Genomic DNA, 23516 nt, shown 5'->3' with positions numbered 1-23516 from the left:
AGCAGCCACAAAGCCTCATTTCAGATTAAACCAATCCCTTGATTATTTCTACAATCTCACCCGGGCTTTCCGCAATATGTACCCCTGCTTCAGTTAAAGCTTTTATCTTAGACTGAGCACTGCCTACACCATCCATTCCCACTATGGCACCTGCATGCCCCATTACCTTTCCCTTAGGGGCGTTGCGGCCTGCAATATATGCAACAACCGGCTTTGACATCTGATTTTTAATGTATTCCGCCGCCATTTCTTCATCGCAGCCACCTATCTCCCCAATCATTACAACTGCCTTCGTCTCATCATCTTTCTCAAACAACGGAAGCAATTTCGCAAATGAACTACCGGGGATGATATCTCCCCCTACACCAATGCAGGTGGATTGTCCGATTCCCTGCTTTGTCATTTCGTTGACCGTTTCATATGAATTGGTGGCGCTTCTCGACATTAGACCTACCGGTCCTCTGGTATAGATACGTCCATCCATAAAACCCACCTTACACTCCCCCGGTGAGATAAGCCCGAATGTATTGGGGCCTATCACAGTAAGATCCGGCATTATGCGGTTGAGGTGATATATCATACGCATATCCTTTACAGGTACGCCTTCGGCAATTGTAACCACCAATTTAATCCCGGCTGAGATAGCCTCCGTTATTCCGCTGAGTGTTCCCAGAGCAGGAACAAACAAAATAGAAGCGTTGGCCCCGGTTTCCCTGACAGCCTCTTCGACAGAGTTAAAAACCGGAATATCATCAATCAATGTTCCTCCCTTACCTGGTGTAACGCCTGCAACCACATTTGTGCCATATTCGACCATCCGCCGCGCGTGAAAGGTACCCTCCCTGCCGGTTATTCCCTGAACAATAAGGCGGGTATTTTTATCAACCAGAATGCTCACTACCTGTACCTCCGTTTCGTCTGTATGCTACTGCAGCAGCATTGCCTTTAAAGCAGCCTCTTTAATATCCTTTGCAATCCGGACATCTTTGTTATTGGCGTTTGTCAAAATCGCCATGCCTTCTTCCTTATTAGTTCCGTCAAGTTTTACTACAATAGGTATGGCCGGCTTCATTTCGGCAGTTGCCCTTAGTATTCCTTCCGATATCTCATTGCATCGGGTTATTCCGCCAAATATACTTATCAATATAGTCTTGACACGCTTATTTTTAGCTACTAATTCTACGGCCTTAGCTACACGGTCGGATGTTGCTCCTCCCCCCAAATCAAGCCCACAGGCCACCTTTCCGCCCACATGTGCAATCCAGTCTACGCAAGTCATAACCATACCGGAGCCGTTACTTATGACACCCACATTTCCCTCAGAGTCAACATCGATATACAACAAGTGGGCCTCCGACCCTTCTTTTACCAAAGGATCCATCTTAAGCATTGCTTTCCATTCCTTAATATCATTGTGTCTGGCAACTGCGCTGTCGTCAATTTCAACCTTTGCATCTGCAGCTATGATTGTATGGTCGGAAAGAATCATGAGAGGATTTATCTCAACTACCATGGCATCATATTCTATATACAATTTATATAACTTTGAAACGACATCCATAAGGTATCTCTTAATGTTCTTATCCGTTATTCCGGATATTGTACACATTTTCTCTACATGGAATGACTGGGCTCCGATTAGTGGATCAATAATTACTCTTACTATCTTTTCAGGATTTGACGCTGCGACCTGTTCTATATCCACACCTCCGCAGGCACTGAACATAATCATCGGCATCCTTGACCGTACATCCATTGTAATGGAAATATAATATTCGTCGATAAAGTCCACCATCTGTTCGATTAAAACAGCGTCCACTGTTTTGCCTTTTATCTCTCTGCCCAGCATTCCGGCCACTTGGTCATTTAGCTGTTCTGCATTATTTACGCGTACTACGCCTCCGGCTTTTCCTCTGCCTCCGGCGAGAATCTGGGCTTTAACCATGGCCGGGAATTTGATACCTTCTGTCTTTTCTTCTATTTCATCCGCAGAAAAAAGAACCTCGCCCTCAGGTACTCTCAATCCGTAGTTTGAAAAGAGACATTTTCCCTGATATTCAAACAACTTCATATTTTCACCTCAATCACACGCAGAAACCTCATTCTGCATTATATTTTTTTACTTCTTCATAGCCGCGCTGCAATGCCTTACAGTTATTTTTCTTGTTTGATTTAACACATACCTGCAAAGCCCCCTGCAGAATAACAGGATTTATGATTTTTGTAATCCCATTGATAAATCCCATGGCGATTAAATTGGCGTATATGGCGCTCCCCAGCTCTTTGATTGCTATTTCAGTAAAGGGCGCTCCATAAATCTTGTGCAGGTTATCCCTGTATTCATCCTTTATCATATAAGTATCATAAAAGATATATCCATTTTCCGGCACCTTACCGGCATACGCAGATAAGGCAGATTCGCTGAGGGCAAGCAGTATATCTGGTTTTGTAACACAAAGTCTGTTTATCTCACCATGGCCATATAAAACCTCTCCATATGAAATTCCACCCCTTGCTTCAATTCCGTGGGCCTGTGTCTGCAGGACATTGTATCCGTCATTTGACAACGCTTCCCCCATTATCTTGGCCATAAGCATGACGCCCTGTCCACCGATACCGCCAAGACATATTTCATAAATACGTTCACTGTTATCCATATTCGACTACCCCTTTATTTTGATTTGCGCCGTTCCACCAGTTTCATAAATGAATCACACAACTCCGGCCTGGCTATGTTTACAAATTCACCGATTACGTTTTTTCCATCCAATTCTTCCTTACTTAGCTTTTCGGCTTCTTCTTTCATGATTGAAGAATTTTTTATGTCGTTCAGCATATCAACCGGGTCAGGCATCTTATTTCTGCGTCCAAACTGAGTCGGACAACTGGTAACCACCTCAACCATAGAAAAACCTTTATGGTCCATCGCTTTTTTCAATGTCTTCTGAAGGTGAATTACATGATATGCATCACAGCGCGCCACATAGGTGGCGCCGGCTCCTGCTGCCAAATCGCATACATCAAAGGTGGGTTCCAACATACCATAAGGAGCTGTCACCGCTTTGCAGCCCATAGGCGTGGTGGGCGCATACTGGCCTCCAGTCATTCCATAAATCTCGTTTCTGCACACCACAGCAGTAAGGTCGATATTTCTCCTTGCCGCATGTATAAAATGATTTCCACCAATTGCTACGGCATCTCCATCCCCCATGAACACAATCACCTTCACTTCCGGTTTTGCCAACTTTACCCCTGTAGCAAAGGCAAGGGCTCTGCCATGGGTGACCCGCAACACATTAAAATCAAGAAAAACAGGAATGCGGCCGGCACATCCGATTGCAGAAACAAGAACCGTATTATTTTTATCCAGATTCATCTGACTTGCTACATGAAGAAACGCGTTCGTCACAGTTCCATGGGTGCACCCTGGACAGATAAACAAAGGAAATTCTTTCTCTTTTATATAATCATGCATACTCATTTAGTTTTCCTCCAGCGCTTTAAGAATATGTTCAGGCATTATGGCAGTACCGTCATAGTGCTGTATCGACACCACTTCAATGGTTTCAGGAGTATTTTCTTTTATAATGTGAACCAACTGCCCCCGGTTCATTTCAGGTACAATTATCTTCTTTACACCCTTGGCTGCTATCCTGAATGGTTCAATTGGAAACGGCCAGATGCTTATAGGTCTGAATACGCCTACACCTTTCCCTTTTTTCCGTGCGATATCGGCAGCTTCGGCTGCTGAACGTGAAGCCGCGCCGCATGCAACAATCAAAATCTCTGCGTCCTTTACATTCTTTTCTTCCCAGCGCCAGATATCCCTTTCATAGCGGTCAATCTTATCATTAATCCGCGAAATTGTTTTCCTTGTATTAACCGGGCTGATGTTTGGCATGCCGTCTTCCGTATGATGCATTCCATTTATTACATAATGAAAACCTTCTTTGTTTCCAAATGGCATCAATTTTACAATTCCGGTTTCATCTGTAGCATATGGATGGTAATCTTTCGAATCACATACCGGAAGTTTACGTGTGACGAGCTTAATATCCGAATAGTCATCCATACAGATACTCTCTCTTAAATGTCCGATTATCTCATCCATTAGCAGAACTACAGGAGTCATGTATGTCTCTGACATATTAAATGCCTCTATCGTCATCTGATAGATTTCTTTCACTGAATTAGGGTAAAGAGCAATAACCGAGGTATCCGCTGACCTCCCATACTTTACCTGCATCAAGTCCCCCTGCGATGGATTAGTAGCCCCTCCCGTGCTGGGACCGCTGCGTTGAACATCAACCACCACACAGGGAATCTCTGCCATAGCAGCAAATGCCAGATTTTCCTGCATAAGATCAAAACCAGGACCGCTTGTTACTGTAATAGATTTAACGCCCATAACGGAAGCGCCGACAATGGCTCCCATACTGGCAAGTTCATCCTCCATCTGGATAAATTTTCCACCGGCATCCGGTAACTTAGCCGACAATACTTCAATGATTTCTGATGAGGGTGTTATGGGATATCCGGCTGAGAATTTGACACCACTATTTATCGCAGCCAATGCACATACCTCATTCCCCTGTAGAAGCTGATTCTTACCCATTCTTATTTGACCTCCCTCTTTTCAACTGTAATAGCCATGTCCGGACACCTAAATTCACACAATCCACAGCCAATACATTTTTCCTCTCCCGCAACAATAAGCTTCTTCATTTCGTTTATTACCAGTACCGTCTTTGGGCAATATGCAGCACAAATCCCACAATCTTTACACCATTTTTCATTTAACAAAATCTTAAAATGACACGTCATCTTGGCCTCCTTTTTTGCCGCTTTTGACAACCATATCGTATTTACTTCACTGAGATGCCATGTTATAAGTCACACTATAGAGGTTTACATAGGTGCTGAAAAATACGTACGTTATTTTAACTTGATTATATAGGCGACATTCTATACGGTCAAATATATAAAAATAATAATAATATTTAAATAAATAAATATAGTAGTGCAACAAAAAAGCAACCGCCTATATTTGGTGGAATCATCATTCTATACAAAGGGTTGCTTTTACTCCATCCGTCTTATCAATCGAATGGTTACTATTATTCTTTTTTTAGCAGGGAATCAATCCCACACTTACTGATAGTAGTCACAAAGTTGATAAATTCCTGCATCGCTTTGGTAGCATACCGATTCTTGCTGTAAATTAGGTTAATATTCCTAACAGATTGCGGAATCTTATAAAATGCGACATTCTCCTTCTTACCGCACAATTTAACAATTGTATCCGAAACAAATGAAACAGCCATCTGCTGTTCCACCATATTATACGCTGTCATCAACTGATTAATAACCATGCAGATTTGCGGTTCAAAACCATTCTCCCTACATGCCTGGAGCAGACGATTGCGCATGTCATGACCCTTCTCCAATATCAGAAAGCGCCTCTTACTGAATGCAACAAAGGATACGCAAGGCACGCTTTCGTCTATATGTCGATTGGATAAAACATCCTGAACGCTTAGCCTAAAACTCCCCAAAGACAGATTAATTGGGTCGCTTAAAGGTACCGCCAAAAGAGTTTGTTCCTTATATAGTGGAACAGCCTTAAACAAAGCATCATCAAATTCACCGCTTTCAATAATAATATCCACTTCCCCCTTTAAAAGAAGGTTTTGCAAAGTGAACATATCTGCCTCCTTCAATTGAATTTCAAGCTGTGGATATTTCTCAGAAAACTGTGCAATAAACCTTGGTATAAGGTAGCTTGCAAATAGATGAGCTGCACCTAAAATAAGTTTGCCTGATTTCAATTCAGTAATATCATCAATATAAGCTTCCAGTTCATGTTCGATTGCTAATATTCTCTGAACACCTTCCATATACACCACTCCAACATCCGTAAGTTGGATAGGAAAGCTGCTGCGGTCAAATAGCTGAATACCGATTTCATTTTCAAAATTTCTAATCGTGATGCTAAGTGAAGGCTGTGAAATATAAAGCCGTTGTGCAGCCTTAGAAAAGCTTTGCTCTTTACAAACTGCATCAAGATAATGGAATATACGAAACATTATACCCAGCCCCCTTCTTTCTGATATAAAAAAATATTTATTTATATTTATAATAACTTTCAATTATTTATATTTGATTATAGTGTTCATTTGCTATAAAATCAATATAAAAGTAGGTTACAGACACTTCAAAATGTTTCTTTTCATTTTACCATACAGCTCCTCCCCATTTCCTAATTTTATACATTTTTCACCCCCCTATTAATTTGCTTCATAGTATATGCTGACCAATAATTAGTAAACATTAAAAATGAACCCAAAAATGGCGGTTCGGGAAGCTCAGAATTACCGGGACCGCCCATATATAGAAAGGAGATAGTTATTATGGATGTAAGTGTACGGTTAAGGTTTCTGTCTGAGCCAGATATGATTAAAGCTGGTGTTATGGACATGGACGGGTGTCTGGAAGCAGTAAGCGATTCCTTTGCTCTGATTGCAAAGGGCGACTACCTTATGGGCGGACCCAGTGAGAACGACCATGGGCATCTCATTTGGTTTCCGCCAAAACCAAGGGGGCCACGGATGCCAGTTGCCGGTCCTGACCGTCGTTTTATGGCCATGGTTGCGTATCTGGGAGGGGATTATCACATATGTGGAGAGAAGTGGTATGGTTCCAACATCGCCAACCGCGAGATAGGTCTGCCCAGATCCATCCATTCGGTTATCCTCAATGACCCCGATAATGTAAAGCCCTTGGCATTCATGTCGGGCAATCTGTTAAGCCAGATGCGGACTGGCGCGGTTCCTGGCGTAGCGTCAAAATACTTGGCGCGCAGTGGCGCAGAAACATTAGGTATTATTGGCGCAGGTATGGTAGGTAAGACTGCTCTCTTGGGAATCTCTGCCGCTGTCAAGACACTAAAACGGGTTTACATTTATGATGTATTTGAGAGTGCTTCTGAAAAATTTTTGCAGTATGCAGAAAAAGAAATCGGTATTGAAGGAGTCATTGTACACACTATGGAAGATGCAGTAAAAGATATGGACATCGTACATATTGCAGCTTCAGGTGAAAAACTGCCGGCCATTAATACGAATCATCTCAAAAAGGGAGCATTACTATGCCTGACCGGAGCTGCCGAGTTTATTAATGAAGACTGGATTAATGATTGCAGTATCTATGCAGATAACTGGAAACTGCATCAGGCATTCATTCACGAAATGGATTACCCACGGGAAGGCATCCGCGATGAAATCCTGTCCTGGGCCCCTTCTGCTCCAGTTATTGACGCAGTTTATAAGGGCAAGCTATCCGGAGACACTATCAAAAGCGTAGGAGATGTCATAATTGGCAATGCACCGGCCAGAGTAAATCCGGATGATAAAATCATCTTCATTACCAGTGGTATGGCTGTAGAGGATGTTGCCTGGGGGAAAAAGATTCTTGAGCGTGCCAATAAGGAGAATATAGGACAAATTTTGACTTTCTGGGATAAACAGTATTGGCTAAAATAAAATTTCTCCTGGTTTTTAAGTTCTAATGGTAAGGATAAATAGCCATGGTAAAATTAAAAAAACAAGAACAAGAAATACTAGATGGCAGACAAGGCGAATTTAAACAAAAGGCTATGGAGATGATTGTAAACTATGCCAAAGTCCTTGGTGCAGAGGAACTCTGCAAGGTAGAACGAGCAACAATCTGTATTGGCGCCCAACATTGGCAGCCAAATCTTACCAAGGATAGTTATCTATCAGATTTCAGCCGTTTTATCTTGAACAGCGATAAGACACTGCCAATAGAACAATTCTGCCATGATTGCATTACTATCAGTGATTCCGTGCCCTTTGATCTTTTCGATAACGTTGTAACTCATATGCCCCATGACAAATTTGAATTAAACAACTGGATTCTTGCATATATGAGGAAATATGGCGTAACTACAGTCAACACATGTACTCCCTATTACAGTGGATGGTTACCGCTGCACGGCGAACATTTTGTGACCAATGAATCCAGTAATGCCGTTGTCAGCAACTCTATCATGGGGGCATATGGAAACAGTGACGGTGTGGAAACCGCAATCTGTGCAGCTATAACCGGATATACTCCGTTGTGGGGTATGCATTGCAAAGAAATGCGTTATGCCACCGATATATTTAATATAAGCTGTCCGTCCGAAACCACCTTTGACTGGGACGTAATTGGCTACACAGTGGGACGCCTTCTTTCTCCTGGCGGCCGCCCTTTCCTCACAGGAAACTACCACAGGCCAAATATGACTAAACTAAAGCAATGCTTTGCCTCTCTCGCCGTTCCCAGTCCAGCAGAGATTTGCCATATTGACGGGCTGACTCCAGAAGCCAGAAACCAGGAAGACGCCTTAGGCGGGCATAAACCAGTGATTTCCGTGAATCTTACACAGGAAGAATTCGACCAATCGGTAAAGATGCTGTGTGATGACAATGGCAGTTCCATTGACTTAGTCACAATTGGCTGCCCCCATCTGAGCCTGGAAGAAGTAGCTTATATCGCAAATCGTTTGAATGGGAAAAAAATATCCGAAAATCTCGAGCTCTGGATATGGACAGACTACTCAGTTCAAGCTCTGGCAAAACTAAATGGTTATCAGGAATTCATTGAGCGCAGTGGCGGTCATCTTCTTAACAGCACTTGTCCCCTGGTTATGCGAGCTCAAAGCCATGGTCATGCTAAATCTATCCTTGTCAACAGCGCTAAACAGGCACATAATCTGCGGAACCAGACAAAAGCAAAGATATTTTATGGAACCATTGACGATTGTATTAATTCTGCTTTATGCGGCAAGTGGAATGTCTGACTCAAGTAAGGGGGAAATATACGAAAAACACAATTTTACAGGGCCGTGGAGCTTTTCCAGGTGTTGCCCAAGGAACTGCTATCGTCTGTCCCAAAGGCATATCAGGTAACAGCGGTGGTATCGGAGATAAGGATGGTGTTATTTATGAGCCAGGTAATCCCCATGCAGGCATATGCATCAAGGATTGTATTCTGGTGCTTCCCGGGGGTAAAGGTTCAAACGGATTTTCAGCACATTTCAAATCTGCTAAGTTGTCCGGTTTTGCTCCAGCCGCATGGGTGGTGCTGCACATGGACAGCCGCATAGGCGGTGCAGTTACCAGTACTGAAACACCTTGCGTATGCGATTTTACAAACATAAATCCCCTCACCATAATCAAGACGGGAGACTATATCCGCGTAGATGGAGGGAACGGCACGGTTGAGATACTGAAGAGGAACAATGCAAATACTGACATTTAATATACCAAAATAAGCAAAATTTGTTTTGAAAGCTGCATACAGTAATTTGTGTATAGTGAAGCAGAGATACAACCATAACAGCAGGGACATATAACAATTTTATCCCTTAATGGATTCTCTGCTTCACGCACTTGGATATAAATTCTGTATTGTATTAAAAACAAACCCAAAATGTATGATTATGATAAGGAGGTTAAAAAATGCGAATAAGACATTCTGTACTGTCTGCATCTCTATTGTTAGTGATATTAGCCCTAGCCGGTTGCTCCAGCTCAGGCGGCGCCAACACAAAGACCAGCGAAAAGCAGAGCGAAGAAAAAACAGACGAAGCGAAAACTACTGATGATGGTCAGATTTATGAATGGATTATGTTTGATTACATGACCAGCGAGTCTACTATACCAAAGCTGGAAAAGGTATGGGCTGAAGATGTTCTTGAAAAAACCGGTGGCCGCGTCAAAATAACGGTCCAGAGCCAGGGCGAACTTCCCTTCTCCGGCAATGAAATTATCCAGGTCATGGCTGACGGAGGCGTACAGTTGTGCAGCATCAACGGCGGCTATGCGGGCGGCCAGTGTGAGTTTACAGAAATTCCCATGCTGCCCTATCTTGTAACCAATTTGGATGAGGCAATTGCCTGCGACACTGCTATACGCCCGTATATGGGCAAATATCTCCACGAAACATACGGTGTTACCGAGGTGGGTTTCTTTATGTATCCCGGCCAGTATATCTGGGGAACAGGTACGCCAATGAGCGGGTTTGAGGACCTTGCAGGCCATAAAGTAAGGACACTTGCCAGCACCCAGAGCGATTTTGTACTGCAGTTCAAAGGAACTCCCATTGCTCTTACCTGGGCAGAAGTACCGGATGCGCTTAACCGCGGAATATTTGACACTCTTATTACCTCCGCCATGGGCATAGTTGACTCCCATCTCCATGAACCTCTGGACTGGTGTTATTTGGCAAACTACGGGCCTGGCATTCAGTACATTTTAGCCAGCGAGGATGCCCTTAACTCCCTTCCCGAGGACCTGCGGGCAACCATGATGGAATGCTTTACCGACCTGGAAACCCGCTGCCGTGAAATAATGCCGAAGGTAGATGCCGAATATCTTGAACGTGCCGAGAAAGAAGGCGATGTGCTGATGATTAAGCCTACGGAAGAAGAAATGCAGAAAAGTAAACAAGCCGCAGCGGCTGTCATTGAATCCTATAAAACTTCTATCAGCGGCGATGTAAAATTAGCGCTTGAAGCCGCCCTGGAGGCCATCAATAAAGTCAATACAAACTAGCAGGCTTCACAACTCCTGCAACTATCGAAAGGAGTGATTTTAAAATGCAACTTTGGTACTCCTATGAAAAGCTTGTTCGTAAAATAACATACGCCGGCGCCTATATCGGCGGATTCATGCTGGTACTGATGTTTCTGCTGGTATTCACAGAAGTGGTGCTTCGTACATTTTTCAACAGCTCTACCATGGTTTCGGATGAGATTTCCGGCTATCTTATGGCAGGCGGCTTTTTCCTTGCTTCAGCCTATGCCCTTCAGGAGGGCGCAATCGTCCGTATCGATATCCTATATAACAGATTCCCTCTAAAACTCAGATGTTTCCTGGATATTTTCATTGATTTGGTAGTGCTGTGTTATACCGTAATTCTATTCAAGTACACCTTTGACTATATGTACAAATCTCTTGTCAACAGTGCACGTTCTGTAAGCTTCATTAAGACACCGCTGTGGATTCCGCAACTGTTTATACCTCTTGGGAGTTTAATTCTATTCCTGTGTCTGACCGTTCTCACCGGACGGGACTTTTTGAAAACGACCGGAAAGATTTTGCTGAAGGAAGAGAAGTCTGCAACAGAAAAAGAGATAATCGAGCAATTAAGCATAGTAAAGGAGGATAAAAAATAATGTCTTGGGCAGTAACATTTATCCTCACTATGGTCATATTATTCGCTCTTTTCTTCATCGGTGAGTGGGTAGCTTTCGCTCTTGGTACGGCAGGTGTTATCGGACTTCTTATCTTTGGTAAACCTACCTCTGCAGCAGCCATGACAGCTATCGGTTCCATTGTCTGGAACAACTCAATCAGCTATACGATGACGGCAATCCCCCTCTTTGTACTCATGGGCGAGATTGTACTTCGCGCTGACATCAGCGCAAAATTTTACCGCGGCCTGGCCAAACTCATTGGAAAACTGCCAGGAGGACTTCTGCAGTCTAATATCGCTGCCACCGCATTTTTTGCTGCTATAAGCGGATCTGCAATAGCTACAGCTGCGGCAATCGGGTCGGTATCGATACCGGAAATGACAAAGCGCAGGTATAACTCAGAAATGCTTTTTGGTTCTCTTGCATCCGGCGGCACCCTTGGTCTTCTCATCCCTCCCAGTATACCCCTCATTATCTACGGTACACTGACAAATGGCTCCGTAACCAAACTGTTTATGGCAGGTGTAGTGCCCGGCTTTCTTCTTGCCTTAATATTCATTTTCTACATTGGTATCCGGTGCACTATAAAAAAAGGGCTAACCCCTGCGCCTGAAGCAGCTACCGGCAAAGAGAAACTGCGGGCAATTCCCGACATCCTGCCTATGATTCTGCTGATGGTTACCATATTTGGCTGTCTCTACGGTGGTATTGCCACTCCGACGGAGGTAGCAGCCGTGGGAACGGCTGTGGCCTGTTTCTTTGCAATTATCAATCGTTCTTTTTCATGGAAAATGCTGCGTGATTCTATGATTAGTGCAGGTAAAACCACAGCTGTTCTGATGCTCATCATTGTCAGCGCCCAGGTATACAATTATCTTCTGGTCAATACTGGTATCAACCGCTCCGTTACCGAATGGTTGCTTTCACTAAACCTCACGAAATTTGGGTTTTTCCTAATCTGTATTGGGATTTATCTGGTACTTGGATGTTTGATGGAGTCTGCCTGCATGCTCTATCTGACAATGCCCGTTCTCTACCCGGCTATTATTGCATTTGGGTTTGACCCGCTGTGGTTTGCAGTATTTTTTGTAGTTATGGCTCAGGTGGCCTGCCTAACGCCTCCAATCGGCATGAATCTGTTTGTAATTCACGGAATCGCTCAGAACTATCCCAATCCTGAAAGTCCGGATGGTTTTACCCTTGGTCAGGTAATAAGAGGCTCTTTGCCATATTTCTTTATAATGTTAATATATGTCTTCGTTCTTTACCTGTTCCCGGAGCTTGCCACCTGGCTGCCCGGCACAATGTAACATAAAATAAAATTCCAACTAATATTAATTTGAAAGGAGTAAAGGTAAACATGGTAAGACTTGGCATTGACGTAGGCGGTACATTTACAGATGTGGTGGTGATTGATGAGGCGAAAGGCACCATCAACCTCACCAAAACCCCGTCTGTACCGCAAGCACCTAATAAGGCCGTTATCAATGGGATTAATAAGATTGTTGATATGTATGATGTGGACCTGAGTCAGGTAGACTTTCTTATACATGGAACAACGGTCGCCACAAATGCACTAATCGAGCGCAAGGGTGTACCAACTGCGCTTATTACCACAAAGGGATTCCGTGATGTTCTGCATATTGCAAGGCAGTCCCGCCCAAAATTATATGATTACTTTTCACGTCGTCCTGATTCCTTTATTGCGCGGGAGTATCGTTTCGAAGTAGATGAGCGTATGCTCTATACCGGCGAGGTACAGGTCCCCCTTGATGAGGAAGAAGTTCGCAAAATAGCTAAAATCCTGGTGGATGAGGGCATTGGAATTGTGGCAGTCTGTTTACTCCATTCTTATGCGAATCCTTCCCATGAACTCCGTATTCGGGATATATTGAAAGAAACTGCTCCCGAACTACGCGTCTGTCTTTCCTGCGAAACCCTTCCTGAGTATAAGGAGTATGAGAGAAGCAGCACTACAGTCATCAATGCTTATGTAATGCCCATAATTGAACAATATCTTGGAAAAATACAAAAAGAAATCAAAAAAATGGGCATTCAGTCAGATTTACATATCATGCAATCCAACGGCGGCGTAGCTACCAGCCAGGAAGCCAGCAAAAAAAGCGTCCAGACAGTTCTTTCCGGTCCGGCGGCCGGTTTGCTTGGTGGTCTCGTAACAGCAAAGATGATTGACATTGAAGATATCATCACGGTAGACATGGGAGGCACCAGCTTTGATGTTTCCCTTGCCAGCGGCGGCAAACCCTCTTATACTGTGGAAAGCGATATAGATGGTCATATCATAAAGGTTCCAATGATTGATATTAAGACTCTGGGAGCTGGCGGCGGCAGCATAGCATGGGTTGACGCAGGCGGTGCGCTGCAGGTTGGCCCTGAGAGCGCCGGTGCAGACCCTGGACCTGTCTGCTATATGCGCGGTGGTACAAGGCCGACTGTAAGCGACGCCAACGCAGTGCTTGGTTATCTAAACCCCGAATTCTTTGCCAACGGTGATATGGGACTGGATATAGAGGGCGCAAAAAAAGCAATCTATGAACATATTGCAAAACCAATGGATTTAACCGTTGAGGAGGCTGCTGAAGGAATCCTCAAGGTCGTAAACGCCACCATGGTGCGTGGAATCCGCATGGTGTCTGTTGAACGAGGCCATGACGCCCGAAAGTTTGCGTTAGTTTGCTTCGGAGGTGCAGGCCCTGTCCATGCAGTAGCTCTGGCAAAACAGATGAATATACAGAAACTAATTGTGCCTGAAGCACCTGGTGTTAACTGCGCGCTGGGTCTTCTAATGGCAGACTTCCGTCATGATTATTCAAAGACCTTTCTTCATAATCTGTGGAATCTGGACTCTGCCGCACTCAGTAAAGAATATGCCCAAATGGAACAAGGGGCGCTTATGCAACTTGTGGAAGAACATGTTCATGAAAATGATATCATATTCCATCGCTCCGCTGACCTGCGCTATAAGGGACAGGGCTATGAACTGGAATTGTCTATACCTAATATCGACCAGTACTCCGCTGAGGACCTGCGCACAATTTGTCGTGATTACAGCAATACTCACAAGGATAAATATGGCTATGCAATGGAAGATGAATTTGTGGAGATTGTCAATATCCGTTTAACTGCCATCGGTTTGCTTAGTAAACCTAAACTTGCAGAAGAACCTTATGTAGGCGAGGACTGTAGTGCTGCTATAAAAGGAATGCGACGGGTATATATGGATGGTACATATAAAGAAATAAATATATATGACCGCCGGAAATTGCGCCATGGCAACAAAATTTTCTCCCCGGCCATTGTAGAGCAGGCAGATTCCACCACAGTCCTTTTTGAAGGCTATGATGCCATCGTAGATAAATACCGTAATTTAATCATTGAACAACGGAAGGAGTACACAAATGAACCGCAAAAATGTTGATATGATTACCCTGCAGGTTATCATGAATGCGCTGTATTCAATAACCGATGAAATGAACCTGGCATTGATTCGTACCGCCTATTCTACTAATATCAAGGACCGCCGAGACTGTTCTTGCGCTATATATACAAAGAATCTTGAGGTTATCTCACAGACAGAGCTGGGCTGTCCGATACACCTTGGCATAATGCCCTCAGCTTTGGACTATGTATTCCAACAGATGTCCCTTGATGATTTAGACGAGGGAGACCATATAATATTTAACGTACCTTATCCTGTAGGTCCAGGCCACTTAAACGATATCTTATTATTAACTCCTGTATTCGTCAATGGAACAATAGAATTCATAGCAGCCAACATGGCCCATCATTCTGACCTTGGCGGATATGCTCCCGGCAGCATGGCGTCAGGCCTTAGAGAAATATATCAGGAAGGCTTACAGATTCCACCTCTTAAAATTGTTAAAAAGGGGATTGTAGATGAGGAACTTCTCTCATTCATTGTGCAAAATGTGCGTACAAGTACGGAAGTACGGGGAGATCTTCATGCTCAGATGGCTTGCAATAACGTGGGGGCCAAGCGGCTGAAGGAAATGTGCGGACAATATGGGGTGGCAAGTCTACAGAACTATATTGAAGCGCAATTTGATTATTCCGAAAAGCGTATGCGCGAAGGTTTGAAAGCTTTACCTCACGGTATATATACCTATGAAGATTACATTGAAGGTACGGAACGTACCCCACCCCTTGTAAAAATTAAGGTCAAAACCATCATTGACAATGACGGAATCCTTTTTGATTTTGAAGGAACTGACCCACAGGTGGATGATTCATTCAATAGTAATATTGCTTGCACCAGGTCTGCATGTTATTATGTAGTCAAAGTTTTAGTGGACCCAGGTCTGCCACCCAATATTGGTACATATCGTCCGATTACAGTGAAAGCCCCCTATGGCAGCGTAATAAACTGTAAGGCCCCAGCAGCGATTGCAAATTCAACCATCATAACTGCACCAAAAGTTGTGGATGTCCTAATGGGCGCTCTCTATAAAGCGGCTCCCGAGCGTTCGGCCGCAGCATCCAATGGCGTCACCAGCCTCTTTAATATTGGAGGCACGGATAGCCGTGGCAACCTCTATAACTACATTGAGACATATGCCGGAGGTCAGGGCGCAATGAAGACACTGGATGGAATGGATGCAGTGCAGACACATATGACTAACACGCGCAATGCACCTGCCGAAGTCATTGAGATGACCTATCCTCTTATGGTCCGTTCCAACTCTCTCGAGCCGGACACGGACGGTGCCGGACGTTTCCGTGGCGGGCTTGGAATGCGCAGATGTATACAGGTTCTAAGCACCAAAACCACTCTCACCTTAAGTACGGACCGTATGGCGAAGCATCCTTGGGGCGTCTATGGCGGAATGGGAGGAGGTACATCACACTGCATTCTTCAGACTCCTGATAAGGTTGTCAGAGAATTGGCTTACTCAAAAATGACGCTTCCTGTGGATACGGATACAATCGTGACCATCATAACTCCCGGCGCAGGCGGTTGGGGAGATCCCTTCACGCGCGACCCTCAGAAAGTCCTGAAAGATGTGCGTGAAGAACTGATTTCAATTGAACGCGCAAGGGATTGTTATGGGGTAGTAATCCGGAAAAAGGACCGGCATTACTCTATTGATGAAGCTTTAACAGATAAAATTCGTGCTGAGCATGTCTATGAAAAAGAGAGTTAATCGGCATATATCTTCTTGTTATTAAAAGATATGACCATATGTCTTGTGCCTGGAACAGCAGCACTTCCCAAACAAATCTAAAAAGTACCCTTGGAGCAGCGAATTCTCATCCGCTCCAGGGGTACTCTTGTATTATCACTAATCTAATAACCATCGATGCCTATTCATCCTTCCAGTGCAGATGGTGAAGACGGCCGTTCAGCTCCAGCTTCTCAAACCCATTCTGTCTCAACGCCTCATACAGCACAATGGCTGCTGAATTGGACAGATTCAGGGAGCGTATATCGCCCCACATGGGAATCCGGATGCAGCGGTCCTCATTGTCCACCAGTATCTCCTCCGGGATGCCGGCGCTTTCCTTGCCGAACATGAGATAACAGTCCGGACCGTAGGACACGTCGGAATACACCCTGTGGGCTTTGGTGGTGGCAAAATACATGCTGCCCCGGGCCTGGGGATTGCGCTCCAGGAAGTCCCCGTAATCGCTGTACACAGTCACGTCCAGTTTGTCCCAGTAGTCCAGTCCGGCCCTCTTTAACGCCTTTTCGTTGAGCTTAAAACCCAGGGGCTCGATGAGATGGAGCCTGGTCTTGGTGGCCACGCAGGTGCGGCCGATATTGCCGGTATTGGAGGGCATCTCCGGTTCTAAAAGTACAATATTCATCATGGTATGCTGCCTCTTTCCGCTATTCCCTGCCGTCCAGTCTCTTTACAAACCTTGCCATGCGCCCCAGGGCCTCTTTCAGGTTATCCAGGGAGTAGGCGTAGGAAACCCTGACAAATCCCTCTCCGCAGTCACCAAATGCAGTGCCCGGCACCACGGCTACCTTTTCCTCTTCCAGGAACCGGGTGGCGAATTCTTCAGAAGTCATGCCAAAACGGCTGATATTGGGGAAGGTATAAAATGCTCCCATTGGCTCAAAACAGGTAAGCCCCATCTCCTCATAGGCATGGAGAAGGAAACGCCTGCGCTGATTGTAGGATTCCCGCATCATGGACACATCCGGGTCCCCGTTCTTCATGGCGGAGACAGCAGCATACTGGCTGGTGGTAGGAGCGCACATGATTGCGTACTGGTGAATCTTAAGCATCTGCTCCAGGATAATATGGGGAGCAGCGGCATATCCCAGACGCCAGCCCGTCATGGCATAGGCCTTGGAGAAGCCATTGATGAGCACGGTCCGTTCCTTCATGCCCGGGAAGGAGGCAATGGTCACATGGCGTTTCCCGTTGTATGTCAGTTCGGAATAAATTTCATCGGATATCACGAACAAGTCCTTTTCCAGGACTATTTTTGCAATTTCTTCCAGTTCCTCTTTTTCCATGATGGCACCCGTGGGGTTGTTGGGGAAGGGGAGAACGAGAATCTTGGTCCTGTCTGTAATCTTCTCCAAAAGCTTTTCCGGGGTCAGCTTGAACTGGTCCTTTTCCTCCAGCTCAATGGTCACAGGCACGCCGTCCGCCAGGGTGACACACGGCATATAGGACACATAGCTGGGCTGGGGAATCAATACCTCATCCCCTTCATTTAACATGGCGCGCATGGCAATGTCAATGGCCTCGCTTCCGCCTACCGTCACCAGTATCTCCTGGTCCGGGTCATATGTAACCCCGCATCTGCGCTTTAAATATTCGCATATCTCCACCTTTAAAGGCTTTAAGCCGGCATTGGAGGTGTAGAAGGTACGGCCCTTTTCCAGGGAATAAATGCCCTCCTCGCGGATGTGCCAGGGCGTCTCAAAATCAGGCTCGCCCACGCCCAGGGAGATGGCGTCCTTCATCTCGCTTACAATATCAAAGAATTTACGGATACCGGACGGCGGTATCTTTACAATTTTATCGGATAATGGGTTTCTCATGGGGTAATCAGCATCCTTTCATCCTGCACCTGTTCACTGATAATGGTGCCGTGGTCTTTGTATTTTTTCAATACGAAATGGGTTGCAGTGCTCAAAACAGATTCCATGGGACCCAGCTTGTCGGATACGAACTGGGCAATCTGGCGCATGGTCCTGCCTTCGATTAACACGGTGAAGTCGTAGGCGCCGCTCATAAGGTACACGGAATCCACCTCGCTGTACTGGTAAATGCGCTCCGCTATCTTGTCAAAGCCCATGCCCCTCTGAGGCGTCACCTTTACCTCGATTAAAGCCACTACCTTTTCCTCGCTGGTATTATCCCAGTTAATCAGTGTGTGGTATCCGCAGATAATGTGCTCCTTCTCCATCTCCGCTATCTCGTTGGCCACCGCTATTTCGCTCTCTCCCAACAGTACGGCCAGGTCCTTAAGGTCAATTCTGCTGTTTTTCTCAATAACCGCAAGTATCTTTTCTCTCATGATATATCATCCTCCATCCTTCCATGTCTGCATGGCTTCTTAACCTGTTTTATAGTATCTTTGCCAGTTCATCGGGCTGGGGCCGTTCCAGAAATCCAGCTCCCTCCTGGCCATGGCGTATCTGTCTTACATTTCCCTCCGCCACACTTCCGATGACGTCTGCAGGAATCCCCTCTGCCCTTAGCCTTCTCACCAGCTGTCCGCCTCTGTCCGCAGCCAGAATGGCACAGTTTCCGCTGTACAGCCGGTAGGGATTCAGTTCAAACAGCTCGCACACCTCCACCGTGACCTGCCGCATGGGCATACACCTGAGGTCCACATCGATTCCCGCGTTAAATATCCCTGATAAATTCCAAAGGGCAGCTAATACGCCGCCCTCTCCTGCATACTCGTAAGCAGTGAAGGAGCAGGGCTCCTCCTTCTGCCCACCTTTTATCCATTGTTCCACGGAGTATGGCTCCGCTTCTTCCAGGCACCTTAAGAACACAGGTGAAAAGCGCGCCGTCAGAATATCCCGCTTTTCTTCCCCTATCTTTACGGTCCCTGCAAATCCGGTATAACCAGCCATCACCAAATCCTGCCCCGGCATCATGAAGCCGCCGCGCTTTTCGAATCCGCCTGGTCCCTGTCCGGCCGTCCGCATTACGGTCCCTCCACAGGAGTGACCGTGGGTCCGCCGTCAGCCGGCGCAGGGTTTGCCGCCGGTGCAGGGTCCGCTGCCGGAGCCGGACTTGCTTGGGGAGCCGGAGCCGGTTCAGGAGCCGGCTGCGTCACACCCGGGCCTCCATCCACACCGGTTACCGGTGCTGTCTCCGACGGAGCCGTATCCACAGGCGCCGTCACATCCGGCACAATGGGCAATGCTACCGGCAGGTCGGGGCCTACCCGGTAAATGGCCTTGGAGGCATTGTAGGTGTCCTTGTTCAGCAGGGTCCTCTCCTGCTCCACGCCGTCCACGGTCACTACCTTCCATAATCTGGACCGGAGTCCTGTATGGGAGGACTGGACCTTGACCCTTGCTCCCGGAGCCAGGGCATTGTCCACAATGAGCTGGGGCTCGCCCGGACTGGTGCTTCCCAGGGTTTCAGACACGTATTCCACCTTCCGGTTAGCGGGTCTGGTCTCCTTGCCGTATATGGTGAAGGTAAGCTTCCTGCCGGAGGTATACCCTTCCACGTAAATAGGGGTGCTGTAATTGTTCTTTATCTTAATATCCTTGTATGTGCCTGCAATGGCCGCGTCCCTGGATGGTTTCACATACGTGACAATCATGGAGTGGTTCTGTCTCTGGACAATCTCCACCTCTGCTTCCAGGGAAGCGTTATACAGTGTGGTAGCCAGCTGGCACACGCCCCCGCCGATGCTGTCCACGACCTGGCCGTTCTCATAAGCCGCCGCTGTCTTATACCCATTGGCTGTGGTAAAAGGCTGCAGGCATTCATAGCCGGACAGGACATCCCCGGGCATGAGCACATGGCCGTTAATCTTAGCCGCGCCTACTGCCAGGTTGGTGGAGCGGGCTGCGCCGCTGCTGCTGAAATCAGTTGTATAGGTGCCCAGCACATCCTGTATGGTGGCCAGGGCATCGCTGGTAATGGCCGGCTGTTCCTCTGTTACCTGGGCTGTTACCTCTATGGGCTGGTCCAGTCCGCCCTCCAGCGCCTGGTTAAGGGCTGCCTCTGTCCCCGCCACGTCAACCACCCGTCCGGGTACTGAGTCTGTAATGACAAACTGTCCATTTTCTCTGGTTATAGATGCATTCTGGGGCTCCGCCGTGATTCCCTGGCACTGGGTATCCACAAAAGCCTTTACCTTCGCAGAATCCACTTCTGTCTCCAGTTCAATCTCCACGGGCGCTGCCGCCAACTCTTTTTCAATCATGTACTGTTTAATCAGGCTGCCGCCGGCATACTGGCTGGCCGCCTCATCAACTGCGTCTGTGTTAATCCAGTGAAAGCCCAGCTCCCCCGCCGTGGTAGCCACATCCTGTCCATCCACACTAAGGGTCACTGACTGGGCCGCCAGGCCGTCCACATATTCCTGGACCGCTGCCTTCGCCTCCTCGGCCGTCATTCCGGCCAGGCTCTGGCTGCCTGCGGTTATCCCGGCCGGCAGCACAGGCGCCGCCCAGGCAATCACTGGAAATGCCGCAAGCAGCGCCATACTGATGGCCGCTGTCAGGCCGGCATTTCCGATACGATTTCTCATAAATTCTCCTCTTTCAAACTGTAATGCAATTAATACATAAGTGCGCTTAAGGCCATAGGCACAATCATCGCCAACACTAATACAACAACAATGATGGTGGAAATGATTTTCTTGGTCCTTGGATCTCTCATATTAAGCATTGTACATTCACCTCTTTTAATAATATGCCTCAGAATCTCTTCTTTAGTCTTCCTGTTCCCCGGATATTCTTCTTGTCATCCGTCCGTACTGGGAGATAATATTGTCAATCATCCGCGACACCTCGCTGCGGTTCATGGCGTCTATCTGCACAGTTACGTCTATTCTATGACATTTTAACAAATCGTGCAAGTATTCTTTTTGCCTTTTTGTGGCCGGCTGCTCTCTTTTTGCCTTATAAATCAAGGGTTTCGCCGCAAAAGCCTCCGGATGCTCCATGCCATGGCGGGCCATCATCGCCTGATACAGCCCATGGGCCGCCTCCGCATCCGCCAGGGCCCGGTGGGCCGCGGACTGTGAAACCCCGTAAAAGGAGCAGGCGCAGGTCAGATTCCGTTTCAAAGCAGCCGGCATAAACAGCCGGCAGATACCAAGGGTATCTATCCCCTCCCGGTCAAACTCCAGCCCGCTGTTCACTGCAGCCCGTTTCAGGAAACCATAATCAAATAATATATTATGCCCCAGCAAAGGCAAATCCCCGCAAAACCGCACCACATCCCCAATCACATCCTCAATCACAGGTGCATCCTTCACCATATGGTCCGTAATCCCGGTCAGCTCAGTAATCCTCTCACCCAGCTGCCGCATTGGGTTCACCAGAGAAACAAACCGTTCCTCCACACAGCCCTCCACCACCTTCAAAGCAGCAATCTCCGTAATCTTCTCCACCCTGGCCTCCAGCCCCGTAGTCTCCAGGTCCAGGGCTATGTATGAATTCGTCATATCTTCCTCTTTCTAAAAGTCATCGTATTTCCAACTATCTCCATGCTTCTGAAAATCTTCATCCACCTGAGTAAACACCGCAGGCCAAATAAACCATATTTCAAATCAATCCTCATATTTATGACCCATTCTACTACACTTACAGCGGAAATGGAACTGGAAATAATAGAATAAAGCAACATAAGATTAATTTCTCCCCTTATGGCCGGAGGACACAGCCCGCAAAGCGGGACAGGACAGGCAGCCGGGACAGAGACTTGTCCGTAACCAGTCCCTGTCCCGGCTGCCCGTCCTGTCCCGCTTTGCGGACGAACCCCCTTATGCCATAACCCTCCACAACCCTAAAGCCGGCGCCTTCACCACATAAACCTCTTCCCCATCCTCCATTGTCTGCCATCCGTCTTCCATCTCTGAAACCGGATACCGCTTAAGCGCCTCCTTCACATCCATGAATCCATATCCAACCTGCCCTATCTCCTCTCCGGTCACATTGTCCGGATTCACTGCATAGGTAATCCGGAATCTGCCTTCTGAGGAGCTGTGTATCATATGGGCCGGCACCATGGCGGAGTCGGGGAACGCTCCATTTTCCATCAGCTCCATGGTATAAGGCGTACCCTTATACCCGTAACGGCGTATGAGCCCATCCACCTCCGGGTTCTCGCCAAAGCCCTTTATCCCCGGTGCAATGACCAGCAGTTCACCGCCGTCCTCAATCATCATCCGGGTGCGGTAAATGGCCTTGTTTCCCACCCAGGTGGTGGAAAATTCTTCCGGCTCCAGATAAGCCACCACCTTTTTTGCCCGGCGTTCCACCTGTCTGATACAGCGTCTGCCTGCCAAAGCCGCCGCATGTTCATATACCTGCCTGGAGGCACCGGTAAAGAGGCCGTGAAGGGCGGTCCTCCCCTCCTGTTCCGACGCAACGGTCAGAATATATGCCAACGGTACATTCTCAAGGAAATGCTCTTCACCATAATCAAAAATTGCCCTCACCGGCGTATCCGTATTTCCCATGATGGTTTCCAGATTGCAGAGCGCGCCCAGCATATGGGTGCCGTTAATCATGGGCCGTCCTCCCAGGCCCACCAGTATGTTCTTGGTGTAGTTGGACATGCCGATGACCTCATGGGGCACCACCTGGCCAATGGACAGTATCAGGTCAAAGCTGCCGTCCACCACGCAGTGGTTTACCTCCACCCCGATATCCCGCCGGTACCTGCCTCCGGACACCCTGCTGCAGTAATCGCCGGGCACTGTGCCGATATATACCGCGTCCTTCCTCCAGTCGTGGTAACAAAAAACGTCCTCCGGTATATCCTCCCCGAAAAACCGTATCTGTTCTTCCCGGCTCATGGCCCTGTGAGTTCCCACGGCAGGCATGATGCGGACATCGGCCTCCATGCGGAGCCTGTGATACAGATAGGAGGTAATGACGCCGCCATAGGAATAGCAGCGGGTGATATCCGGCGGAACCAGGAGAATCCGCCCGGCTTTTGGAAGTCCTTCCAGCATACGGTCCAGCACATCCTCCGCCTGTTCGGGGGTAAGCTCCCCCGACTCTGTCTGTGCGCTGAATTCAGCTATGTGTTTCAGCATATAT

22 protein-coding genes are annotated in these 23516 nt (G+C 47.0%); 8 read left to right on the top strand and 14 right to left on the bottom strand.

The window, feature by feature from the left end:
- Positions 1 to 25: 25 nt before the first annotated feature.
- From sucD to FGS84_RS04850, 7 genes are all read right to left on the bottom strand, one after another.
- Positions 26 to 898, bottom strand: a complete 873-nt coding sequence (gene sucD, locus FGS84_RS04880) for a succinate--CoA ligase subunit alpha (RefSeq protein ID WP_138306555.1) — start codon at positions 896 to 898, stop codon at positions 26 to 28.
- A gap of 27 nt (positions 899 to 925) precedes the next feature.
- On the bottom strand, positions 926 to 2071 hold the full coding sequence (gene sucC, locus FGS84_RS04875) for an ADP-forming succinate--CoA ligase subunit beta (RefSeq protein WP_138306554.1): 1146 nt from the start codon (positions 2069 to 2071) through the stop codon (positions 926 to 928).
- A gap of 28 nt (positions 2072 to 2099) precedes the next feature.
- A complete protein-coding gene (locus tag FGS84_RS04870; protein WP_138306553.1) occupies positions 2100 to 2657 on the bottom strand; it encodes a 2-oxoacid:acceptor oxidoreductase family protein in 558 nt (185 codons plus the stop codon).
- A gap of 14 nt (positions 2658 to 2671) precedes the next feature.
- A complete protein-coding gene (locus FGS84_RS04865) occupies positions 2672 to 3376 on the bottom strand; it encodes a thiamine pyrophosphate-dependent enzyme (RefSeq protein WP_207671110.1) in 705 nt (234 codons plus the stop codon).
- Positions 3377 to 3481: 105 nt separating this feature from the next.
- Complete coding sequence (locus tag FGS84_RS04860) at positions 3482 to 4615, bottom strand: 2-oxoacid:acceptor oxidoreductase subunit alpha (RefSeq protein ID WP_138306551.1); 1134 nt, start codon at positions 4613 to 4615, stop codon at positions 3482 to 3484.
- A 2-nt stretch (positions 4616 to 4617) separates the two neighbouring features.
- A complete protein-coding gene (locus FGS84_RS04855; protein WP_138306550.1) occupies positions 4618 to 4824 on the bottom strand; it encodes a 4Fe-4S binding protein in 207 nt (68 codons plus the stop codon).
- A 293-nt stretch (positions 4825 to 5117) separates the two neighbouring features.
- Positions 5118 to 6086 carry a LysR family transcriptional regulator gene (locus tag FGS84_RS04850; RefSeq protein ID WP_138306549.1) on the bottom strand — a complete coding sequence of 323 codons (969 nt, stop codon included), beginning with the start codon at positions 6084 to 6086 and terminating at the stop codon, positions 5118 to 5120.
- 324 nt (positions 6087 to 6410) lie between these two features.
- On the opposite strand from FGS84_RS04850, the gene FGS84_RS04845 reads away from it, so the two are divergent.
- The 8 genes from FGS84_RS04845 (at position 6411) to FGS84_RS04810 (ending at position 16446) form a co-directional block, all read left to right on the top strand.
- Positions 6411 to 7541, top strand: coding sequence for a tyramine oxidase subunit B (locus FGS84_RS04845; RefSeq protein ID WP_138306548.1), 1131 nt, complete (start codon positions 6411 to 6413; stop codon positions 7539 to 7541).
- A gap of 44 nt (positions 7542 to 7585) precedes the next feature.
- Positions 7586 to 8863: an aconitase X gene (locus FGS84_RS04840; protein ID WP_138306547.1), complete on the top strand. Its 1278-nt coding sequence runs from the start codon at positions 7586 to 7588 to the stop codon at positions 8861 to 8863.
- Positions 8851 to 9324 carry a DUF126 domain-containing protein gene (locus FGS84_RS04835; protein WP_195469878.1) on the top strand — a complete coding sequence of 158 codons (474 nt, stop codon included), beginning with the start codon at positions 8851 to 8853 and terminating at the stop codon, positions 9322 to 9324. Before FGS84_RS04840 ends, FGS84_RS04835 begins: the two co-directional genes overlap by 13 nt.
- Positions 9325 to 9524: 200 nt before the next feature.
- Positions 9525 to 10619 (top strand): TRAP transporter substrate-binding protein DctP, encoded by a 1095-nt coding sequence (dctP, locus tag FGS84_RS04830; RefSeq protein ID WP_138306545.1) that lies wholly within the window; start codon positions 9525 to 9527, stop codon positions 10617 to 10619.
- Between the two features lie 44 nt (positions 10620 to 10663).
- Complete coding sequence (locus FGS84_RS04825; protein WP_138306544.1) at positions 10664 to 11242, top strand: TRAP transporter small permease; 579 nt, start codon at positions 10664 to 10666, stop codon at positions 11240 to 11242.
- A complete protein-coding gene (locus FGS84_RS04820; RefSeq protein WP_138306543.1) occupies positions 11242 to 12573 on the top strand; it encodes a TRAP transporter large permease in 1332 nt (443 codons plus the stop codon). Before FGS84_RS04825 ends, FGS84_RS04820 begins: the two co-directional genes overlap by 1 nt.
- A gap of 50 nt (positions 12574 to 12623) precedes the next feature.
- Complete coding sequence (locus FGS84_RS04815; protein ID WP_138306542.1) at positions 12624 to 14702, top strand: hydantoinase/oxoprolinase family protein; 2079 nt, start codon at positions 12624 to 12626, stop codon at positions 14700 to 14702.
- Complete coding sequence (locus FGS84_RS04810; protein ID WP_138306541.1) at positions 14683 to 16446, top strand: hydantoinase B/oxoprolinase family protein; 1764 nt, start codon at positions 14683 to 14685, stop codon at positions 16444 to 16446. The genes FGS84_RS04815 and FGS84_RS04810 overlap by 20 nt, the downstream gene beginning before the upstream one ends.
- Positions 16447 to 16606: 160 nt before the next feature.
- Here the strand turns inward: FGS84_RS04810 and FGS84_RS04805 are convergent, their stop codons facing one another.
- The 7 genes from FGS84_RS04805 to FGS84_RS04775 form a co-directional block, all read right to left on the bottom strand.
- Entirely contained in the window at positions 16607 to 17110 is a 504-nt protein-coding gene (locus FGS84_RS04805) for a tRNA (cytidine(34)-2'-O)-methyltransferase (protein WP_347563792.1), read from the bottom strand.
- A gap of 22 nt (positions 17111 to 17132) precedes the next feature.
- Positions 17133 to 18305: an aminotransferase class I/II-fold pyridoxal phosphate-dependent enzyme gene (locus FGS84_RS04800; RefSeq protein WP_138306539.1), complete on the bottom strand. Its 1173-nt coding sequence runs from the start codon at positions 18303 to 18305 to the stop codon at positions 17133 to 17135.
- Positions 18302 to 18784, bottom strand: a complete 483-nt coding sequence (locus FGS84_RS04795; protein ID WP_138306538.1) for an Lrp/AsnC family transcriptional regulator — start codon at positions 18782 to 18784, stop codon at positions 18302 to 18304. The genes FGS84_RS04800 and FGS84_RS04795 overlap by 4 nt, the downstream gene beginning before the upstream one ends.
- Positions 18785 to 18833: 49 nt before the next feature.
- Complete coding sequence (locus FGS84_RS04790) at positions 18834 to 19427, bottom strand: AIR synthase (protein ID WP_138306537.1); 594 nt, start codon at positions 19425 to 19427, stop codon at positions 18834 to 18836.
- The gene (locus FGS84_RS04785; protein ID WP_138306536.1) at positions 19427 to 20992 is read right to left on the bottom strand and encodes a VanW family protein; all 1566 of its coding nucleotides are present in this window, start codon (positions 20990 to 20992) and stop codon (positions 19427 to 19429) included. Before FGS84_RS04785 ends, FGS84_RS04790 begins: the two co-directional genes overlap by 1 nt.
- 183 nt (positions 20993 to 21175) lie before the next feature.
- Positions 21176 to 21913 (bottom strand): 3'-5' exonuclease, encoded by a 738-nt coding sequence (locus FGS84_RS04780; protein WP_138306535.1) that lies wholly within the window; start codon positions 21911 to 21913, stop codon positions 21176 to 21178.
- Between the two features lie 318 nt (positions 21914 to 22231).
- Positions 22232 to 23512: a lactate racemase domain-containing protein gene (locus FGS84_RS04775; RefSeq protein WP_138306534.1), complete on the bottom strand. Its 1281-nt coding sequence runs from the start codon at positions 23510 to 23512 to the stop codon at positions 22232 to 22234.
- Positions 23513 to 23516: the final 4 nt, after the last annotated feature.

Source organism: Clostridium sp. 1001271st1 H5 (assembly GCF_005845215.1).
Classification (GTDB): domain Bacteria; phylum Bacillota; class Clostridia; order Lachnospirales; family Lachnospiraceae; genus Enterocloster.
This window is presented reverse-complemented; position numbering and strand designations above follow the sequence as displayed.

What these genes read in the sequence shown, in the direction of transcription:
- sucC (WP_138306554.1), bottom strand. Translation starts at nt 2,071, where the DNA reads ATGAAGTTGTTTGAATATCAGGGAAAATGTCTCTTTTCAAACTACGGA.
- FGS84_RS04870 (WP_138306553.1), bottom strand. Translation starts at nt 2,657, where the DNA reads ATGGATAACAGTGAACGTATTTATGAAATATGTCTTGGCGGTATCGGT.
- FGS84_RS04865 (WP_207671110.1), bottom strand. Translation starts at nt 3,376, where the DNA reads ATGAATCTGGATAAAAATAATACGGTTCTTGTTTCTGCAATCGGATGT.
- FGS84_RS04860 (WP_138306551.1), bottom strand. Translation starts at nt 4,615, where the DNA reads ATGGGTAAGAATCAGCTTCTACAGGGGAATGAGGTATGTGCATTGGCT.
- FGS84_RS04855 (WP_138306550.1), bottom strand. Translation starts at nt 4,824, where the DNA reads ATGACGTGTCATTTTAAGATTTTGTTAAATGAAAAATGGTGTAAAGAT.
- FGS84_RS04850 (WP_138306549.1), bottom strand. Translation starts at nt 6,086, where the DNA reads ATGTTTCGTATATTCCATTATCTTGATGCAGTTTGTAAAGAGCAAAGC.
- FGS84_RS04845 (WP_138306548.1), top strand. Translation starts at nt 6,411, where the DNA reads ATGGATGTAAGTGTACGGTTAAGGTTTCTGTCTGAGCCAGATATGATT.
- FGS84_RS04840 (WP_138306547.1), top strand. Translation starts at nt 7,586, where the DNA reads ATGGTAAAATTAAAAAAACAAGAACAAGAAATACTAGATGGCAGACAA.
- dctP (WP_138306545.1), top strand. Translation starts at nt 9,525, where the DNA reads ATGCGAATAAGACATTCTGTACTGTCTGCATCTCTATTGTTAGTGATA.
- FGS84_RS04825 (WP_138306544.1), top strand. Translation starts at nt 10,664, where the DNA reads ATGCAACTTTGGTACTCCTATGAAAAGCTTGTTCGTAAAATAACATAC.
- FGS84_RS04820 (WP_138306543.1), top strand. Translation starts at nt 11,242, where the DNA reads ATGTCTTGGGCAGTAACATTTATCCTCACTATGGTCATATTATTCGCT.
- FGS84_RS04815 (WP_138306542.1), top strand. Translation starts at nt 12,624, where the DNA reads ATGGTAAGACTTGGCATTGACGTAGGCGGTACATTTACAGATGTGGTG.
- FGS84_RS04810 (WP_138306541.1), top strand. Translation starts at nt 14,683, where the DNA reads ATGAACCGCAAAAATGTTGATATGATTACCCTGCAGGTTATCATGAAT.
- FGS84_RS04805 (WP_347563792.1), bottom strand. Translation starts at nt 17,110, where the DNA reads ATGAATATTGTACTTTTAGAACCGGAGATGCCCTCCAATACCGGCAAT.
- FGS84_RS04800 (WP_138306539.1), bottom strand. Translation starts at nt 18,305, where the DNA reads ATGAGAAACCCATTATCCGATAAAATTGTAAAGATACCGCCGTCCGGT.
- FGS84_RS04795 (WP_138306538.1), bottom strand. Translation starts at nt 18,784, where the DNA reads ATGAGAGAAAAGATACTTGCGGTTATTGAGAAAAACAGCAGAATTGAC.
- FGS84_RS04790 (WP_138306537.1), bottom strand. Translation starts at nt 19,427, where the DNA reads ATGCGGACGGCCGGACAGGGACCAGGCGGATTCGAAAAGCGCGGCGGC.
- FGS84_RS04785 (WP_138306536.1), bottom strand. Translation starts at nt 20,992, where the DNA reads ATGAGAAATCGTATCGGAAATGCCGGCCTGACAGCGGCCATCAGTATG.
- FGS84_RS04780 (WP_138306535.1), bottom strand. Translation starts at nt 21,913, where the DNA reads ATGACGAATTCATACATAGCCCTGGACCTGGAGACTACGGGGCTGGAG.
- FGS84_RS04775 (WP_138306534.1), bottom strand. Translation starts at nt 23,512, where the DNA reads ATGCTGAAACACATAGCTGAATTCAGCGCACAGACAGAGTCGGGGGAG.